Consider the following 1,650-nt stretch of genomic DNA (forward strand, 5'->3'; position numbering starts at 1 on the left):
GCCCGGGTCGACCCCGCCCGCCCGCGCCCCGCCCCCGTCGTCGCCTCCGCCGGCGAACTCTTCGAAGCGCCCGGCTTCCTCCGGGCACTGGCCCCGCACATCAACGTGGAACTGCACCCGTAGCGGGCGGCCCCGCGCTCAGGGCCTCGCGGAGGCGTTCGTACGTCGGGGCGAGGAGCCGCAGGGCCGCCGCAGCCCCTTCGTCGTCCCCGGTGACCAGGGGGAACTGCAGGCTCCCCACGAGCCGGGCCTGGTCCGCGGCGATGGCGGCGGCTTCGTCGAGGCCGAGGTGCGCGAGGCAGGCCGCGGCGTCGCCCAGGCGTCGGGCGCCGACGCGGACGCCGAACGCGGTGAGCAAGTGGCGGACGGCGGGATCCGGTCCCCGGGACAGCAGGGCGGCGAGCTCTTCGACCGCCGCGGCACCGCCGAGGGAGCCGGGCGGCATCGGCAGGTCGCTGCGGCCCGTCAGCCACCGCACCGCCTCCGGGAGCGAGGCCCGCAGTGCCTCGGCCGCGGTGACCTCGTACGCGCGGACGAAACCGGTCCGCAGGACGTAGGGAGCGTCGACGTAGCCGACCGACTTCGCCTCCCAGGCCGCCAGGAACGCCTCGACGGGGAGGGTGGCGTGGGGAAAGCCGTGCGGATCGTGGAAGCGGACCTGCTCCGCCCCGACGGCCAGGACGACGACGTAGTGGTCGCCGCCGTCGGAGTTCGGCGTGCCGGGCTGGTGCAGCAGCAGGCCCATGTCCACCGGCCCGACGAGGACCGGCCCCGCGGCGCAGGCGGCCCGGAGCCGCCCCAGCGCCTCTTCGGGGGACCCGCCGTCGCTGCGCTCGCACGTCCAGCCCAGGTGTCCGATCGCGGCGTCGAGCCCGGTCTCCGGGTGCCAGCCGTACGGATCGAACAGCGGCAGCGAGCCCGCGATGAGCTGCATGCCGAACGGGGAGCCGGTCAGGGTCTCGATGACCGGTGGCGGCGGCGCGGAGCGGCCCAGCACCATCGAGAGGGAGTTGGTGAAGCAGTACGGGCCGGAGCCCACGTAGTCGAGCACGGGAAGGCCATCCTCCTGGGGTCGTTGCGGGCCGCCCGCGGTGAGCGGCGGCCGTCCGTCCGGACCGATGTCACCACCTGACACCGTGTGAGGGTCAACGGCCGGCGACGACGGTTCCTCAGGACCTGCGGCGCACCTCCCAGCGGGAGACGCGGCCGCGTTCCTCGGCCACGTACAGGGTGCCGTCGGGGCCGAAGGCCAGCCCGTGGGGTTCGCAGTCGGGGGCCCCGAGCGGGTGCTCGGTGATCTTCCCGTCCGGGGTGACGGAGCCGACCCGGCCGCTGCCCCACTCGGTGAACCAGCAGGTCCCATCCGGGGCGACCGCGACGGCGTGCGGGCGGCAACCGGCCTCGGGCAGCGCGAACCCGTCGATCTCCACGCCCGTTCCGCCGGGCGTGAGCCGCCCGATCCGCCCGGCCCCGATCTCGGCGAACCACAGGCTCCCGTCGGGGCCGGCCGCGAGCCCGACCGGGGCCGCGCCGGGGGTGGGCAGCGGGTGCAGGCTGACTTCGCCGGAGACGGAGATCCGGCCGATGGCGTCGGCCTGGTTGAGGGTGACCCACAGGGCGCCGTCGGGTCCCGTCGTGAGGAAGGACGGG

General features: G+C 75.8%; 1 protein-coding gene and 1 pseudogene. Both read right to left on the reverse strand.

The features are described 5' to 3' along the window. Positions 1 to 100: 100 nt before the first annotated feature. Positions 101 to 1,051: a hypothetical protein gene (locus tag ACFXA3_RS31850; protein ID WP_385192435.1), complete on the reverse strand. Its 951-nt coding sequence runs from the start codon at positions 1,049 to 1,051 to the stop codon at positions 101 to 103. Between the two features lie 118 nt (positions 1,052 to 1,169). After that, positions 1,170 to 1,650, reverse strand: a pseudogene (locus ACFXA3_RS31855) (virginiamycin B lyase); the annotation flags it as partial.

The organism is Streptomyces sp. NPDC059456 (assembly GCF_042750055.1).
Lineage (GTDB): Bacteria > Actinomycetota > Actinomycetes > Streptomycetales > Streptomycetaceae > Streptomyces.